The organism is Nocardia sp. NPDC058058, assembly GCF_042885355.1.
In the GTDB taxonomy this organism is placed as follows: domain Bacteria; phylum Actinomycetota; class Actinomycetes; order Mycobacteriales; family Mycobacteriaceae; genus Nocardia.
Map to the genome: position 1 here is coordinate 139,457 of NZ_JBHVSA010000003.1, position 13,890 is coordinate 153,346.

A 13,890-nucleotide genomic window follows, 5' to 3' on the forward strand; every position below is an offset into this window, starting at 1 on the left:
CTGACAAGATCGCGTTACCGCAGTTCCAGGCATCGACTCTATCGGTCATGAAATGGAGCGGACGATGATCACAGCGGGAACTCTGTTGCCGGACACCGCTTTTCGCGCGGGCACCCTGATGCGCAGTGAGGATCTCCCGGCCGCGTTCCGGCCCGCGCACACCGCGGCGGCCTATCGCGTCTGGTACCAGGGGGTCGGCTACGACGGTTCGGGCCGCATTGTCTCGGGCTCGGTGTTCGTGCCCGAGGGTGACGCGCCCGCGGACGGCTGGCCCGTGGTCAGTTACGCGCACGGCACGACCGGACTCTCGGACTCGACCGCCCCGTCGGTGGCGGGCCTGTCGCGCCCGGAAGCGCGCCACGTGGGCATGTGGCTGCACGCGGGATATCTGGTGACGGTCACCGATTACGAGGGCTTGGCCTCCCCCGGCCCGCACCCGTACTTCAACGGTGAGGCCGCGGCCGATGATGTGGTCGATATCGTGCGTGCCGCTCATCAGCTCGGACATCGGCTGAGTCCGCGCTGGGTCGCGGTCGGGTTCTCCCAGGGTGGGCACGCCGCACTGTTCACGGGCCTGATGGCCACCAAGTACGCTCCCGAACTCGACTTTCGAGGCACGGTGGCACTCGCGCCACCGGTGGAGCTGCCGATGATCATCGATCTGCAAACCGCCGATGACACCGCAGCGGTCACCCTGTTCCTGCCGTATCTGCTGGCGGGGTTGCGCAGCACCCGGGGTCTGGCCACCCACGATTTCATGACCGGTCTGGGCCAGCGGCTGATCGAATTGGCCGAGCACGCTCCGGTCCGCGATATCCATTACGCGGTAGCGGTTTTGACGAACCAGGACATCGGTACCACCGGCCTGAGCGCGCGTCCGGGCATCGACGCGATGCTCAGTGCGTGCCGAGTCCCTTCGGCCCGCTTCGATCAACCGGTCCTGCTGGCCGCGGGCACCGCCGATGCGGTGCTCCCGATGGCCGCGGTCGATCACTACGCCGCCGAAATACGCAGAGCGGGAACCGATATCCAGCTGGTGTCCTGCGCCGGAGCCGACCACACCGGCATGTTGTCCGCCGCCCCGGAAGTGCTCGCCTGGGTGGCCGAGCGCATGAGCGCCGCGAGTCGTCCCCGAACACCCAGCGCCCGAAGAGGTTTCGGACTCTTCGATATCACCGGCGACGGCTACCTGACCATCGACGACTACGAGGCCTTCGGCCTGCGCCTGGTGCAGGCCTTCGGCGAAGCTCCCGGCTCGCCCCGCGCCACCGCGGTCCGTGAGGGCTACCGCGCCCTGTGGCACTCCATGGCCGCCCGCGCCGACACCAACCGCGACCAGCGCATCACCGCCACCGAATTCCTGATCTGGCTCGAAACCCACTGGGATGACGAAGGATTCGACCGGGAGATCACTCCCTTGGCGCAAGCGGTCATCGACCTGGCCGACACCGACCGCAACGGCGTCCTGGACCGAGACGAATTCATCGCCCTGCTCACCGGCTGCGACCACTCCCCCGCCGAAGCATCGGCCCTGTTCGACCGCCTCGACATCGACCACTCCGACACCATCACCACCGACGAACTCATCACCGCCATCCGCCACTTCTGCCTCGACCCCACCCCCGACAAACCCGGCGCCTGGCTTTTCGGCCGCTTCGGCTGACAGCGTGCCCGCACCAACCGGCTCATGGAATCACCGGATGGTCTGCGACTCCCGACCCCGCGCAGCAGCTCAGGAATCGTCATAGCGGGGTGGTGAGAATGCTGTTGCCTGTCGCTGTTCGAGCGCGGATCTGGTACACCTGAGCTATGTCCGATGATTCTGACCTGAGTCTCGACGCGATCAGCGCGTCCCTGGCGCAGCTGAACGTCGACCCCGAGGCAGACTTGGCCGCCGCCCTCGCGGCCCAGCAGTACCTCGCAGCGGCCGAGGCCGACGCCCGGCGCCGCTCACGCGACGCCGCATGACCCGAGGCGAAATCTGGCTCCACGCACCAACTCTCGGCAATACACCCTCACCTCGCCGTAATCTGGTAGTCATCATCTCCGATCAGATGATCATCGAAAGCCCCTACCGGTGGCTGCACGTGGTCCCGATCAGCGACGCCGACCCCGGGCACGTACTGGCCACCCTGACCAGCCACGGCTGGGCCGATGTCCTCGAACTCACACGCGTCTACCGGCCCTGGGTCATCGAGAAGGTCGGCGAGCTCACCGACCAAGAACTCGACGCCCTCGATGCGCGGCTACGCACCGCACAAGGACTGAACCGCCCCGACTGACGGTCGACGGAGCGTTGCGACCCGCGATCGTGGCGCGAATGCCCTTACTTCACCCTGCCCTGCCCTGGGCGGGCGGCGTCGGAATGCGGGACGGACCGCCCGGCTCGTATCCGCCGCATTCTCGGGCTGCAGATGCACGCCGTCGCGGATCAGCGGGCGAGTGAGATGGCGAAGGGGGCGAATCCGGTGGATCGGATTACGTGGGGGACGAACAGGATTGCGGCTTCGGGGGCTCGGGCGGTCTCGATTCCGCCGAGGTCGGTGATCCAGTCGCGGTGCCAGCCGAGGTCGGTGAGTAGGGCTTGGACGATTTGTTTGGATTGGGGGTCGTCGCCGGAGAGGAATGCGGTGGGGGGTTGGGTGAGGGAGGTGGGGGCGGTCATTACCGAGAAGAGCATGGTGTTGAGGGTTTTGACCACGTGTGTTTCGGGGAGTGCCTGTTGGAGTTGCTCGGCGAGGCTGGAGCCGGGGTAGAGCAGGTCGGCGGGGAAGCCGTCGGGGCCGTCGATGGTGGCGTTGGAGACGTCGATGAGGATCTTGCCGCGCAGGGGCTCGCGTAGTGCGGTGAGTCGATCGAGGGAGCTGTCGCCCGGTGTGGCGTTGATGATGATCTGCGCGGTGCGGGCGGCGTCGGCGGCGGAGTCGGGCGAGCGGTCGGCCACGGTGACGTGGTGTCCGGCGCGGGTGAGGGCGGTGGATAGGCTGCCGCCGACGCGGCCTGCGCCGAGGATTGCGATCTTGCTCATGGTGAAAGTCCTTGTGGTTGTTGGGTTCTGGTCAGCGGGTGAGTGTGGTAACCGCATCGGCGTGCACTCCGGGCGCTGCGGCCAGGAAGCTGTCGCTGGCCAGGGTCCAGGGGCGGCCCTGGGCGTCGGAGATCTGTCCACCGGCCTCGGTGACCAGCAGCGCTCCGGGCAGCAAATCCGCACGGCCACCGGCGAATTGCCAGAAGGCGTCGATGCGACCGGCGGCGACGTTCACCAGGTGCAGGGTGGCGGGCACGGCGATGCGCACCACTAGCGCGTCGATGAGCATCTCGGTGATCGAAGAGCCGACGCGGCGTACGACCGTCTCGTCCTCGTCCGGGCGGGCCTGGCTCGTGGCCACGATGCTCAGTCCGAGGTCCGTGGTCTCCGAGACGTGCAGCGGGCGGCCGTCGAGGTGGGCGCCCGCACCGGCAAGTGCGGTATAGGTCTCGCCGGTCAGCGGTAGGTGGACCACGGTGAGCACCGGCTGGTTATCGCGGACGAGGGTGGCGGTCACCGCCCACTCGGGCAGGGCGTGCAGGTGGTTGACGTTGCCTTCGACCGGATCCACGATCCACCATTCGCCGGGCGGCAGCGCACCGCCGTCCAACTCCGCATCCACCCAGCGGGCGTCCGGGCGCAGGGCCGCGAGGCGAGGACGCAGGATGTCCAGAACCGCGTCGTCGTTGGCGGCGAGCGCGTCCATCAACTCTTCGCGGGTGCGGTATCGGACCACATCGCCGAAGCGCTCTCGCAGCACCGCACCCGCCGCGCGTACGGCGGTCTCGGTCTGTGCGAGCAGGTCGGCGTCGGCGGCGAAAGGTGTTGCAACACTGGTGTTCCGAATTGTTTCAGACATGGCGGGTGCTCCAATCCGAGCAAGGGAAATGAGATCAACCGGGCGAGGAATCGTTGTGTTCCGCACCCGCACCTCGAACATTAGGGGCGGCCATCATTAACATCAAGTGCATGTAAAGCACGGCTAGCATTACTCTCATGCAATTGGATTTGAATCTGCTCGCCGCGCTCGATGCTCTCCTCGAGGAGGGCAGTGTGGCCGGGGCGGCCGACCGCCTGCACGTCACCGCTCCTGCGATGAGCCGGAGCCTCGGCCGAATCCGGCGCACGACGGGCGATCAGATCCTGGTCCGCACCGGACGCACGATGACCCCGACGCCCTACGCGCTCGCGGTCCGCGAACAGGTGCACGAGCTGCTGCGGCAGGTCCAGGGCGTGCTCGCGCCGAGCCGTGAACTCGACCTCGAAACGCTCGACCGCACCTTCACGCTGCGCTGGCATGACGCGTTGGTCGCCCTCAGCGGCCCCGCACTGCTCACTGCCGTGCGCGCACAGGCACCGGGCGTGCGGCTGCGCTTCATCGCGGAATCGAGCATCGACACCCCCGAGCTGCGGCGCGGCGAGGTCGACTTCGCCGCGAACGCGGACCGCCCGACCGCACCCGAGATCCGCTCCACCCGGGTGGCCGAGACCCGCCAGGTCATCGTCGTGCGGCGCGAACACCCGCTCACCCGCGTCGAGACCGTCACCCCCGAGCGCTACGCCGCCGCCGAACACGTCACCGTCTCCCGGCGCGGAAAGCTCGGCAATATCCTCGACGAGGCCCTGGCCCGCCTGGACCTCACGCGGCGCGTGGTGGCGACCGCGCCCACCGAACGGGCCGCGCTCGAATTCGTGCGCGGCTCAGACCTTCTGGTCACCACCCCCGAATCCACGGCGCGTTCCATCGCCGCGGACCTCGGCCTGGTTCTGCTTCCACTCCCCCTCGACCTGCCGCCGGCCCGGGTGTACCTGTCCTGGCATCAGCGCTATGACTCCGACCCCGCACACATCTGGCTGCGCAATCTGGCCCGGACCGCGCTGACCGAGACGATGACGGGACCGGGCCGGACAGACGCAGACAGTTAGGCAGGCTTCAAACACGGACGCGCACCGGCCATTTGGCGCAGCAGCGGCCCGATCGTCCCAGGTGGAAGCTCCTGCCCGATCCCGCGCGCGGCGAGATCCGGTGATCTACAGTGCTGTAGGGCCGTAGTCCGCCTTCGTTCGGGAGAGCACGGGGTACGGGTAAACAGGGGATCGGCATGGACTTGCGCGCGGGGACGAACTTCTCCGGGTTCACCATTTGCAGGCTGCTCGGGCGCGGCGGTATGGGCGCGGTCTATCTCGCCGGTCATCCCCGGCTGGATCGGCAGGTCGCGCTCAAGGTGCTCAATGAGGTGCTGGCCGCGGATCCCAAGGCCCGCAACTCCTTCGAGCGTGAGGCGCGCCTGGCGACTCGGCTCGAGCATCCCAATATCGTCGGCGTGTACGACCGCAGTCATCCCGGCGATGAGGAACTGTGGCTGTCGATGCGGTTCGTCGAGGGCGGTGATGTGAACGCGCTGTTGTCCGCACAGCCGCAGGGGCTGGAGGTGGCGCGAGCGGCTCGGCTGATCACCGATGCCGCGCACGCCCTGGATTACGCACACTCGCACGGTGTCCTGCATCGCGATGTGAAACCGGCCAATCTGCTCATCGACCACGACGTTCGCTCCGGTGAGCGCGCGGTGCTCACCGATTTCGGCATCGCCCGCACCCTCGATGACACCGCGACCCTGACCAGTGTTTCGGCGACCCTGGCTTATGCCGCGCCGGAACGGTTTTCGCGCATGCCCGCCGATCACCGCGCCGATATCTACTCCCTGGGCGCGACCCTGTACCAATTGCTGACCGGGCAGCCGCCGTTCCCCCGCAAGGATCAGGCCGCGGTGATCGCCGCGCATCTGCTCGAGGAAGCACCGTCCCCGCGTGAGCTGCGGCCCGAGTTGCCCGCCGGGCTCGATGCGGTGCTGGCCGCGGCGCTGGCCAAGCGGCCCGAGGATCGTTATCAGAGTTGCGGTGCGCTCGCCGACGCGGTGGAACGTGTCCTCGGAACTACCGGGCCGGGTGCGGAAAGCGTTGCGCCGGTGCGTGAATCGGCTCCGACGCCGCGGTACACGCCACCACCTGTCACCGGACCGACGACGATCACCACACTCGACCCGGTCGATGCGCCGGATGATCTGCCGCTCGATCTGCACGAGGCCCCACGGGGAAGCGCTTCGGGTTCTTCTTCGACACCCCTTATCCCGGCGGCTTCTCCCGCACCGCCACCCGTCGCTTTGCCGTGGGAATCGACACCTGCTGCGCCACAACGCGATTCCGCGCGCCGGACCCGGAGAGTCGCGATCGCGGTTGTCGTGGTGTCGGTGATCGCCGCGTCGACGCTCATCGCGGTCAAAACACTCAGCGGGCACGGCGGCTCGGCGAACAACTCGTCCGCGACCGCGGGGGCCGCGCCGGGTGTGGCACTGACCTTGCAGCCCAAGGCAATCGCAGTCGATCCCGGAACACACGCGGTGTACGTGACGACCTCGGACAACAGTGCGCGCCTGGCTGTCCTGGACCCGGTCAGCGGTGCGATGACCGCGACCATCGCCCTACCCGCCGATCGATCCAAAGTCGCCGTGGATCCCGTCTCGCACATGGTCTTCACCGCGGGAACCGATGGCGCCGACCCGGTCGTCGACATCATCGATCCGGTCGCCAAGGCGGTCACCGCGACGATCAAGGTCGGACCGCCCAAGGCGGGCCGGATGGCCGACTACCCCAGCGGCCTGCTGGTCGACCCCGGGACACACGCCGTCTACGCCTTCAACACCCTCGACGCCTGGCTCTCGGTGGTCGACCCGAACACGCGGACCATCACCAACACCCTGAAGGGCTCGTTCGAATACGCGGTCGATGCGGTCAATCACCGCCTGGCCGGGGTCAACATCGCCAGCTATACCGCCTTCACGATCGATCCCGCCACCGGTGCGGCCGCCGATCAGACCAAGGTCGAGAACTGCTGCTCCGGGTCGACCGTTTTCGATCCCGTGAATCGAATCCTCTACGGAGACGACACCTACAACTCGAAAATCGTGGTTATCGATATGGCGAACCATCGGGTGACGACCAGAATCGACACCCCCACCCAGGGCTTGGGCTCGGGCACACTCGCCATCGACCTCGATACCCGCGCGCTGTACGTGCCCAACGGGCAAGCCCGATCGGTGTCGGTGATCGACCTGTCCCGAAACATCATCACGGCAACGATTCCGGTCGCGGACACCCCCGACGCGCTCACCCTGGACACCTCCACTCGCACGGTGTACGTGATCAGCGAAGCGGCCAAGACACTGCGAATCCTGCATCTGTGATCCACCGAAGCGACCCGCCGGTGCACCATGAGCGGTTCGAAGGGCCGCGAACTGCGAGACTCCTGGAATGGGCCGAACCGAATCCCCGACGTCGCGATGAGGCTGCCGGACACCGCGTACACCACCCGGCCGTGGCGAATCCATGAGATAGCGAACGACTTCCGGCTCGAGGACGTGTGGGTGCTGCCCACGCCCGGCGACGCCGACGACTTCCCCCGGCTGGTACGCCAGCTCACCGAAGGCACCGGCGCGCACCGTTCGCGGATCGTCCGGATCCTGTTCGGACTTCGCTGGAGACTCGGAAGGCTGTTCGGCTGGGACCGTCCCGATTTCGGCGTCGGCACCGGGGTACCGACGGTGCGCGACCGGCTGCCCGCGGACCTGCGATCCGCTCCGCCCGGTCCGGACCTGCACACGATTCCGTTCACCTCGGTGTACCTGACCGACAACGAATGGGCATCCGAGAGCGCCAACCGGACCGTGCACGCGATGCTGCACATCGGCTGGGTGCCCGACGAACGCACCGGCCGATACCACGGCCAGATGGCCATGCTGGTCAAACCCAACGGCGTTCTCGGAGCCGCCTACCTGGCCGCGATCAGGCCGTTTCGGCGTCTGATCGTGTGGCCGTCGATGATTCGAATGATCGGGCGCGACTGGCAGCGCTCACCATAAGCGGAGATCACGATAGACGGGGATCACATTCGACCACCGATGTGAGTCGCTCACGCCAGGCTGTGCTGTCGATCCCATCTCGTTGCCTACCTACGACACGCGAACCTACGCTCACAAAAGGTCTGTAGGTTCCGAACGACGAAGGGCGGTACACCATGACAACGCTCATCCTCGCGGGTATTGCGACTGTCGGAGTTTTCGGGTTCTTCCATAACCGCGACAATATGGACTTCCGCGCACGCGAAGTCGCCGAATACCGCCGCCGCAAGTAGCGCCGGGCCCGCGCACCCTGAGCCAGAGTGGCGCCGCGATTCCCAGCACCGCGACCAGTACAGCGATCGCACCGGGAATCGCGCCCAGGGAGTTCCACGACGTCGCCACGATGCGCAGATTCGATGGGACGGCATCGAACGACAGGTAGAGCGGTTCGCTCTCGTCGACGATCTCGTCGGTGTCGGGGTCGTGCACGATGACCACCAGCGACAGTTCGTACGACGTGGCAAGTGTCGGTCGAAGCTCCCACGTCCAGCTCGTATTACCATCCGCCAGAAGAGGTTTGGCCGAGGTTCCGCGTTCGCGGATCGAGAGTTCTTTGCGTGCGGTCAATTCGATTTCCACCGGGTGCCCGGCGGGGACGTCTTGAAGCCGTAGCGGCTGCCTGCTCAGCGCGGACTGTAGATCGCAGGTCTTGCTGTTCACGGTCGCTGTGAAGTCGAAAGTCCTGTCCAGGTCGACCATTCCGGGCGAGGGCGCGATCAGGAAGCAGCCCTCGGCCTCATGCGGTGCGCCCCGGCTGTCGGGGCTGACTACCAGACCCACCACGATGAGCGCGCAGAACCACCCGACGCATATGGCCAGTGCCGTCGCCAGGTTGGCGGCAATGTCCCGCAGCACCCCGCGCCCCGGCATCGCACGATGCCGAGGCGGCGAATTATCGATGTGCCCGGAGCGAGCAACCCCGGTCCTGCGAGACCCCACAAATTCAAGGCTATGCAGCTCAGGCTACGTAAACGCGCACAGGATGGTCTCGAACGGTTTGGTCCGGCACCGGTTTCGGGAGATCATGGGCGCGTGTCGAGCGTTGCGGGTGAGGGCCCGAAGCGGCGAGTAAGTGTGTCGCCGCGCAGGGTTTTCGCGGAGCGGCTGGCCGCGCTGTTCGAGGCGGCCGGGAATCCGACGTTGCGATCCGTCGCGTCCGCGGCGGCCAAGCGGATGGCGGGGGCCGCTGGGGGTAGCCCGGCTACGATGCAGCGGATCAGTGATTGGCGGACCGGGAAAGCCGTTCCGGCCGAATTCGATTCGTTGTTGCCGGTGCTGCTCACGTTGATCGAGAAGGCGTCCGAGGCGGGCACCCCAGCACCCGAGCTGATCAAACTCGCCGCGTGGCGGACGATTTGGCGGGCAGCGCAGGCACGCGGGGCCGAATCCGATGCCGCGTGCCCGTATTTGGGGTTGGCCGCGTACGGGGCCGGGGAGCGGGAGTGGTTCTTCGGCAGGGCGCGGGCGACAGCGGAGATCGCGGAGCTGGTGCGCCGGACGGTAGCCGGACCGGATGCGGGGCCGGTGGTGGTCATCGGGGCGTCGGGGGCCGGTAAGTCCTCGGTGCTCCACGCGGGCGTGATTCCGGCGCTGCGGGCGGATCGGGAATGGAACCTGGCCGCGATGACTCCCGGTGTGCGGCCGGGTAAGACGTTGGCCGAGGCGCTCGAGCCACCGGGTGGGGTACGGCCGGATCTGGTGGTCATCGATCAATTCGAGGAGACGTTCACCCTGTGCCGGGACGAACGCGAGCGCGAGGGCTTCCTGCGCGAGGTCGCCGCCCTGCACGAGAACACCGGCACCGCGGTGGTATTGGCGGTGCGGGCGGACTTCTATCCGCAGTGCCTGGCCTACCCGGTGCTCGAGGACGCGATCAATGCGCGGTGTTACGCGCTGGGCCCGATGCGGGTCGAGGAACTCGGTGAGGCCATCTCAGGACCCGCGCGGGTGACGGGGTTGAATTTCGAGCCGGGCCTGCCCGAATTGGTGGTCACCGAACTGTGCGGGCTGGGCGCGGGTCATGATCGGCGCAGCTACGATCCCGGTGGGCTGCCGCTGTTCTCGCACGTGATGGCCGCGACCTGGCAGCATCGCGCGGGTGCGCGGTTGACGGTGGCGGGATACCGCAAGGCCGGAGGGGTGGCCGGGTCGGTGGCCGCCACGGCCGAGCAGGCCTGGCAGGGCTTGAGTCCGGCCGAGCAGGGCGCGGCCAAGGAACTACTCCTGCATTTGGTGACGGTCGGGGTCGACAGCCGCGACACCCGGCGGCGAGTGCCACGCGCCGAACTGCTCACGCGCACCGGCAATTCCGATGCCGCGCAAACCGCGCTGACGCGGTTGATCGATGCGCGGCTGATCACCGCGGACGCCGCGGGAGCTACCGAGTCCGCCGGTCCGGGCGGATCGGCGGTTGACGCGGAACCCGAGAGCGGCGGTGCGCGCGAGATCGTCTGGTTCACCCACGAGATCGTGCTCGATGCCTGGCCGCGCTTGCGCGCCTGGATCGACGAGGGACGCGTCGATCACCTGATTCGTCAGCGACTCGAACTCGATGCCGCCGAATGGGTTGCGGCCCAGCGTGATCCGGCCCTGCTGTATCAGGGTGCGCGGCTGAGCACCGCCGAGCAGGCCGGTGGGACGCCCGGCGGGATGATCGGCGAGTTCCTCAGCGCCGCGCAGGCCACCCGCACCCGTACCCGCAGGCTCGCCGTGGCCACCCGCACGGTGCTGGCGCTACTGGGTGTGGGCGTGCTCGTACTCGGTATCGCGGCCTACGCCCAGACCCGACTGTCCGCCCAGGAGCGCGACAATGCCGATCTGGTGGCGACATTGGCCGAGGCCGACAGCGTGCGCGCCACCGATCCGTCACTCTCGGCTCAGCTCGAACTGGTCGCCGACCGGCTGCATCCGGGCGATCCCGATATCCGCTCAGGTCTGTTGCGCACCCAGAACCTGCCCTTGGCCGCGCCCCTGGCCGGGCATCACGGTGCGGTGACACAGGTGACGTACCGGCCCGACGGGCGGGTGCTGGCCTCGGCGGGACAGGACGGCACGGTCCGGCTCTGGGATGCGGCCGACCCCGCTCGCGCCGCGCCGCTGGGCGCGGCACTGGCATGCGTGAATGGTTCGGCCGCAACGGTATTCAGCCCCGACGGGACGCTGCTCGCTGCCGGGTGCGGCACCGAGATCCGGCTCTGGAACGTCGCCGATGTGGCGCATCCGGTGCAACTGGCCGCCTCGGCTGCGGGCAAGGTGAGCGGGCTCGCCATGGGACCGGACGGAAAGTCCCTGGCGGTGACCGACGGCACGGGCGTCACCCTGTGGCGAATCGACAACCCTTCCGCACCAACTCAATCCGTGCGACTACCCGGCGCGGGACCGGTGTCGGGAATCGCGTTCGGACCGCGCGGTGAGCTGGTGGTGGCGGGCACGCACACCGTGCAGCTGTTCTCCCCCGGTCCCGCTCCCGCCGCTGTCGGCGCGCCGATCACGGTGCCCGGCCCGCAGATTCAAGCCATGGCCCTGAGTCGCGACGGGACGACCCTGGCGGTCGGCGGCGGCGATGACGCGTTCGTGGCGACCGGCAACGCCGATGCCACCCTCACCCTGTGGGATCTGACCCACCCTCAGCCCATCCAGGTCGGCAGCCCGCTGGTGGTGGCGACCAAATCCGAATTGCGTTCGCTCGCTTTCGATTCCGAGGGCACCATCCTGGCCACCGGCGACCGTGACTCGGTGACGCTGTGGACCATCGTGGACCGCGCCCACCCGACCCGCCTGGGCGAGCCGCTGGCCGCGCCGTCACCACCGTGCCCGGACGCCAATAGCTTTCAGCCCTGCCGCGACAGCCCGAGCACCCTGGCGTTCGCCGCCGACGGGCACTCGGTCGCGGTCGGCGGCGCGCAGGGCGGGTTGCGGCTGTGGTCGCTGCCGCCCGCGGTAATCGGCGGCCGTATCGGCTGGTCCGCCAATTCCGGGGCGACCAGTGCGGTCGGCACCATGGCGACCAGCGTGGTGGACGGCCGAATCGAGTTGTGGGACATCCGCGATCGGCAATCGGTGCGCCTGCTGGCCGATCTGGGTCCGGGTCCGGGCCGGGACTTCACCGGCACGCCCTCGCTCAGCGATGACGGTCGGCTGACTATCACCACCGCCGGACCGCATCAGGGCATCCAACTGCTCGATGCGAGCGACCCCGCGCACATCCGCCAGCTGTACCGGTTCCCCGACGCCATCGCGGGCTGGTTCGGCCAAGGCGGGCGCGTCATGCTGACGTTGCAGTCGCTGTCGGACGCGCGAATATGGGATCTGTCCGATCCCGCGCATCCGGTGGCGGTCGGCCAGGCGATCGACGTGGGTTCGGCCCCAACCGGTTTGGCGGCGGTCGCGGTCCCGCACAGCGGGCGGCTGCTGGTGTCGCTGGCCCCGGACAAGAACGCCGGTGGTGACCCCGAGTATCGGATCAAGCTCTGGGACATCTCGCACCGCGGCAGCGCGAACGAGATCCACCGCATCGCAGGCGATCGCGCGCACCCGCTGGCGGGGTTCGGGCTCACCCTCGATGAGCGCACCATGGTCGTGTTGTCCGCGAACACCTTTCGGGTCTGGGATATCAGCGATCCCGCACGCGCGCATCCGCTCGGTGATCCGATCATCGGGCACGCTTTCAATATCCAGTCGGTGGACTTCAGCCCGGACGGCACTCTCATGGCCACGGCGGGCGCGGATTCCACGGTGCGGCTGTGGGACTTTCGCAATCGCGCGCATCCACGCCCCATCGGCCAGACCATCACCATGCCCAGTCGCACGAACTGGAATCTGAGTTTCGATCCCGCCGGTGGGCGGCTGATCGGGGTCGGCAACAGCGTCATGAGCATCTGGGATCTCGACGAAGACCAAGCCCGCCGGCGCATCTGCGCGGTCACCCGCGGTGTGCTGACCCGCGAGATCTGGGCCGCGCATCTGCCCCGACTCCCCTACCAGCCGCCGTGCCCAGGAGCGATATGAGCCGAATCCCCTTGCTGGCCACGCTGTTCACCGCCGTGCTCGCCGTCACCGGCACCGCCGTGGCCACCGCCGACGTTCCGGCCCCGCGCACTCGCGTCCAGGTCGGCGGCGGCACGGGATTGGCCCTGCTGTGGGGTGCGCCCTTGACCGAGCACGCCATCCTGCACGTGTGCACCCTCACCGCCATCGGCTACGACGCGGCGGACAACCTCATCGGCCTGACCAACGCGCACTGCGAATACGACGGCGACCGTCAATGGCCGAATGATCTGGTACTCCTGGAATCCGAGGCCTTCGCCCCCGGCGCGAAAATAGCCGACCTGCACCTGCTCGGCCGCATCGCCTACATCAGCGGCGGCAACCCGGTGGTCCCCGGCCCGAACGGCCCCGGCCTGGACTACGCCGTCATCCTCTTCGACAAATCCCAGGTCGAACCCGTCGCCACCGTCGGCGACACCACCATCCGCACCCTCTCCGCCCCACCCCCCACCGGCACCCCCGTCTGCAAACAGGGCGCCACCACCGCCCGCACCTGCGGAGTCACCCTCACCACCGCCGGCCCCTACCTCCTGACCACCGTCTCCGAATTCCCCGGCGACTCCGGCTCCCCGGTGGTAATGGGCGACACCCTCATCGGCAACCACTGGTCTTGGGGCGCAGGCACTTCCATCACCGCCATCCTCACCGACCTCAACCGCCGCGGCGGCCTCGGCGCGGGCTTCCACCTCTGAACCACAGGCGGTTGCGGTCGGGTCGCGTGTAGGACACCCGCACACACGAGGAACTCGCCCGTATCGCGGGGCTGGTTGCCCTTACCACCCCCCTTCGGCGGTGAGAGCAACCAATCCGCCGCCGACATGAGGTGGCGGTCCCGCCCGTGCGGTGAAAGGGTATGTGCGC

General features: G+C 68.0%; 11 protein-coding genes. 8 read left to right on the plus strand and 3 right to left on the minus strand.

Annotated elements, in window-relative coordinates:
* The first annotated feature begins 64 nt into the window (after nt 1-64).
* The 3 genes from ACFVUS_RS24235 (at nt 65) to ACFVUS_RS24245 (ending at nt 2,282) form a co-directional block, all read left to right on the plus strand.
* The gene (locus ACFVUS_RS24235) at nt 65-1,663 is read left to right on the plus strand and encodes a lipase family protein (protein WP_387770596.1); all 1,599 of its coding nucleotides are present in this window, start codon (nt 65-67) and stop codon (nt 1,661-1,663) included.
* A gap of 146 nt (nt 1,664-1,809) precedes the next feature.
* The gene (locus ACFVUS_RS24240) at nt 1,810-1,968 is read left to right on the plus strand and encodes a hypothetical protein (protein ID WP_387770599.1); all 159 of its coding nucleotides are present in this window, start codon (nt 1,810-1,812) and stop codon (nt 1,966-1,968) included.
* Entirely contained in the window at nt 1,965-2,282 is a 318-nt protein-coding gene (locus tag ACFVUS_RS24245; protein ID WP_387770602.1) for a hypothetical protein, read from the plus strand. Before ACFVUS_RS24240 ends, ACFVUS_RS24245 begins: the two co-directional genes overlap by 4 nt.
* Before the next feature lie 149 nt (nt 2,283-2,431).
* Here the strand turns inward: ACFVUS_RS24245 and ACFVUS_RS24250 are convergent, their stop codons facing one another.
* Both ACFVUS_RS24250 and ACFVUS_RS24255 read right to left on the minus strand, forming a co-directional pair.
* On the minus strand, nt 2,432-3,028 hold the full coding sequence (locus tag ACFVUS_RS24250; RefSeq protein ID WP_387770605.1) for an NADPH-dependent F420 reductase: 597 nt from the start codon (nt 3,026-3,028) through the stop codon (nt 2,432-2,434).
* A 31-nt stretch (nt 3,029-3,059) separates the two neighbouring features.
* Complete coding sequence (locus ACFVUS_RS24255; protein WP_387770608.1) at nt 3,060-3,887, minus strand: inositol monophosphatase family protein; 828 nt, start codon at nt 3,885-3,887, stop codon at nt 3,060-3,062.
* A 137-nt stretch (nt 3,888-4,024) separates the two neighbouring features.
* Here ACFVUS_RS24255 and ACFVUS_RS24260 point away from each other — a divergent pair, with 137 nt between their 5' ends.
* The 3 genes from ACFVUS_RS24260 (at nt 4,025) to ACFVUS_RS24270 (ending at nt 7,944) form a co-directional block, all read left to right on the plus strand.
* On the plus strand, nt 4,025-4,954 hold the full coding sequence (locus ACFVUS_RS24260) for a LysR family transcriptional regulator (protein ID WP_387770611.1): 930 nt from the start codon (nt 4,025-4,027) through the stop codon (nt 4,952-4,954).
* Nucleotides 4,955-5,130: 176 nt separating this feature from the next.
* On the plus strand, nt 5,131-7,269 hold the full coding sequence (locus tag ACFVUS_RS24265; protein ID WP_387770614.1) for a serine/threonine-protein kinase: 2,139 nt from the start codon (nt 5,131-5,133) through the stop codon (nt 7,267-7,269).
* A gap of 27 nt (nt 7,270-7,296) precedes the next feature.
* Nucleotides 7,297-7,944 carry a DUF2867 domain-containing protein gene (locus ACFVUS_RS24270; protein WP_387770617.1) on the plus strand — a complete coding sequence of 216 codons (648 nt, stop codon included), beginning with the start codon at nt 7,297-7,299 and terminating at the stop codon, nt 7,942-7,944.
* 165 nt (nt 7,945-8,109) lie between these two features.
* Here ACFVUS_RS24270 and ACFVUS_RS24275 read toward each other — a convergent pair whose 3' ends face one another.
* Nucleotides 8,110-8,853, minus strand: a complete 744-nt coding sequence (locus ACFVUS_RS24275) for a hypothetical protein (protein ID WP_387770619.1) — start codon at nt 8,851-8,853, stop codon at nt 8,110-8,112.
* A gap of 162 nt (nt 8,854-9,015) precedes the next feature.
* On the opposite strand from ACFVUS_RS24275, the gene ACFVUS_RS24280 reads away from it, so the two are divergent.
* Complete coding sequence (locus tag ACFVUS_RS24280; protein ID WP_387770622.1) at nt 9,016-12,990, plus strand: NACHT and WD repeat domain-containing protein; 3,975 nt, start codon at nt 9,016-9,018, stop codon at nt 12,988-12,990.
* A complete protein-coding gene (locus ACFVUS_RS24285; protein ID WP_387770625.1) occupies nt 12,987-13,721 on the plus strand; it encodes a hypothetical protein in 735 nt (244 codons plus the stop codon). The genes ACFVUS_RS24280 and ACFVUS_RS24285 overlap by 4 nt, the downstream gene beginning before the upstream one ends.
* Nucleotides 13,722-13,890: the final 169 nt, after the last annotated feature.